Origin of the sequence: Stenotrophomonas sp. HMWF003 (assembly GCF_003061285.1) — a bacterium.
GTDB classification, from domain to species: domain Bacteria; phylum Pseudomonadota; class Gammaproteobacteria; order Xanthomonadales; family Xanthomonadaceae; genus Stenotrophomonas; species Stenotrophomonas maltophilia_AP.
Window position 1 is genome coordinate 1 of record NZ_QAIW01000061.1, and the last position, 1515, is coordinate 1515.

The window sequence follows — 1515 nt, forward strand, 5'->3', positions numbered from 1 at the left end:
GTTCAGGCCGTTGATGTAGACGGTGTTCTCGGCGACCGACGAGCCGCCGAAGGAAATGCCCTGCCCACCCAGCGACCCCTTGCCCTTGACCGCACCCGGCGCGAGCAGCGCCACGGCGGTGATGTCACGGTCCACCGGCAGGCGCGACAGCTCTTCGCGGGTGATGTTGGTGGCCGACTCGGTGGACTTCACATCCACCATCGACACCACCTGCGGCGCGCGTACTTCCACCGCGCCCAGCGTGCTCACCCCGCTCACCGGTACATTGACCGTGGTGGCGCTGCCCAGGCCCACGTTGATCTGGCCCACGCGGGTCGGTGCACCGCCGGCAACGGCCACCTCCAGTTCGTAAGTGCCCACCGGAAGCAGCGGAATGCGGTAGCTGCCATTGGCCTCGGCGCGTACCGAGCGCACAAAGCCGGTGGACGGGTTGCGCACCGTCACCGTGGCGTTGTCCAGGCGTTGGCCCGGGTCGGTGAGCAGCTTGCCCACCACCGCGCCGTCCTGCGCCATCGCCACCGGCGCCAACGTGCCCAGGCACGCCCCCAACGCGACGCACAGCGCCGCCCGCTTCAACCTGTTCGTGTTCATTCCCTGCTCTCTCCTGCAGATATGGAATCGTGGGTGGTGCCGTTTACCGCTTCACCGCCAGTGGCACGATGTGCGACTGGAAGTCGTAGTTCCATTGATCGAAGTACAGGTTGCCGCCATCCCACTCGACCTCGCCGCGCTGCGAATCCACCGTGTCCGAGCGCGGGAAGCGCTTGGCCGGGACCAGCGGCTGGCTGAAGGCGTCGTTGAAGGCGATGCGGTAGGCATCGAGCCCACCAAAGTAGAAATCGCGCAGCGCCGGCTGCGGGCTGTCCAGTCGGCCGGTGGTGACATCCATCGGCACCCAGCCATACGGGGCCAGGTACAGCGCGCCCCAGTCGTGCAGATTGCTGTAGCCCACCGCGTCGTCAGCGTAGACCATGCCCGACTGCCAGCGCGCGGGAATGCCGTTCATGCGCAGCAGGGTGATCAGCAGCAGGGTCTGTTGCCCGCAGTCGGCGTGGCCGGCGTGCAGCGCGTAGTCGCTGATGTTGGTCAGGGTGGAATATTCGCGCGCGCCGGCCCACGGAATGCGGTCAACCGCATCGAACAGCCGGCGGGCCACCTCGTAGGGGCGGGTTTCGCCCTGCAGCACCTGGTCGGAGAACAGCCGCAGGGCCGGGGTGAAGCGCACGTGCGGCGGCTGTTCGGCCAGGTACGGGGCCAGCGCCGCGTCGGTGGGCGTGGGCCGTACCACGACCGGGTCGATGCGGGTGTGCCGGGCGCGCACGGTGAGCGCGTAGCGGATTTCGAAACGGGTGGGCTGCCCGGCCACGGCGGTGCCTTCCAGGTACGCAGTGCGTTGCAGCGCGCTGGCCGGCGCAATGCGCGCCTGGCCAGGCGTGCTGCCGCGCCACTGGATCTGCTCCTGCTGGCCGGCGATCGCGCGCGGGTACGGAATCCAGGCGCGCAACGTGGTGCCGG

The 1515-nt window shown here is 68.8% G+C and carries 2 protein-coding genes; both read right to left on the reverse strand.

Features of this window, described 5'->3' with window-relative positions; all coding sequences use genetic code 11:
- Nucleotides 1-591 (reverse strand): carboxypeptidase-like regulatory domain-containing protein (locus tag DBR34_RS02210; protein WP_146186759.1); only part of this gene is annotated, 591 nt, incomplete at its 3' end.
- A gap of 43 nt (nucleotides 592-634) precedes the next feature.
- The coding region (locus tag DBR34_RS22015; protein ID WP_258223621.1) for a transglutaminase-like domain-containing protein at nucleotides 635-1515 on the reverse strand (881 nt) is incomplete at its 5' end.